This is a genomic window from Variovorax sp. 20P10.2.4 (genome assembly GCF_058244205.1).
The window spans coordinates 1-1,183 of the sequence record NZ_JBZAYE010001160.1 but is presented as its reverse complement, the minus strand read 5'-3'; the positions used below and the strand labels follow the sequence as shown (position 1 = coordinate 1,183).

Genomic DNA, 1,183 nt, shown 5'->3' with positions numbered 1-1,183 from the left:
GCGTCCCGCCGTCGGCGAGTTCGAACTGCTCGCGGCCGACGTCGGCCAGGGCAACGCGGTGCTGGTGCGCACCGCGACCCACAGCCTGCTCTACGACAGCGGCCCGCGCTACAGCCTCGAGAGCGACGCCGGCCACCGCGTGCTGGTGCCGCTGCTGCGCGCCCTTGGCGAGCGGCTCGACCTGCTGGTGCTGAGCCATCGCGACAGCGACCACACGGGCGGCGCGAGCGCCGTGCTCGCGATGCATCCGCACGCCGAGCTGCTGAGCTCGATCGAGGCCGGGCACCCGCTGCAGTCGCAACGCCCCGCACGTCGCTGCGAGGCGGGCCGGCGCTGGACCTGGGACGGCGTGGAGTTCGAGCTGCTGCATCCGCACGCCGGCGACTACCTGTTCTTCACGCGGCCCAACGCGGTCTCGTGCGTGCTGCGCATCGGCAATGGCCGCGCGACCGCGCTGCTGGCCGGCGACATCGAGCGGTTGCAGGAGGCCGCGCTGCTCGAGCGCATGCCCGAACGGCTGCGCGCCGACGTGCTGCTGGTGCCGCACCACGGCAGCAAGACCTCGTCGAGCGCGGCCTTCCTCGATGCGGTGCGCCCGCGCATCGGCCTGGTCCAGGCCGGCTACCGCAACCGCTTCGGCCACCCGGTGCCCGAGGTGGTGGCGCGCCATGCCGGGCGTGGCGTGCGCCTGGTCGAGAACGTGCGCTGCGGCGCCGCGCACTGGACCAGCGCTCGCCCGGCCGAGGTGGACTGCGAGCGCGAACGCTCGCCGCGCTACTGGCAGCACCGGCCGGCCGTTGAGGTTAAAACTGTGAACTAGTTGTTAAAAATTTTCCGGACGAACCCTTGCCAGGTCGGGCGCGGCGGCGTCCCATGCGTTGTAGCGACAGACAACGACGCAGGGGACCCATGAAATCGCACCACCGCCAGGCTTTCTTCCCGCGCTCGCCCGCGGGCACCGTGCCATGACCGCCGCCGTCCCCGCCATCACCAGCAGCCACGTCGGCACCAGTTCCGCCGCGCGGCTCAAGACACACCGCGACGGCCCGGTGCTGGTGCTGACGCTCAGCAACCCCGGCGCGCGCAACGCGCTCAGTCCCTCGGTCTACCGCGCCGCGGCCAAGGTCATGCGCGACGCCGCGGGCTTTCGCACCGTGCGCGCCATCGTGCTGTGCGGCGAGGG

General features: G+C 72.4%; 1 protein-coding gene and 1 pseudogene. Both read left to right on the top strand.

Annotated elements, in window-relative coordinates:
- The coding region (locus tag AC27VN_RS41960; protein ID WP_490880584.1) for a ComEC/Rec2 family competence protein at positions 1-820 on the top strand (820 nt) is incomplete at its 5' end.
- Between the two features lie 145 nt (positions 821-965).
- Positions 966-1,183, top strand: a pseudogene (locus AC27VN_RS41955) (oxepin-CoA hydrolase, alternative type); the annotation flags it as partial.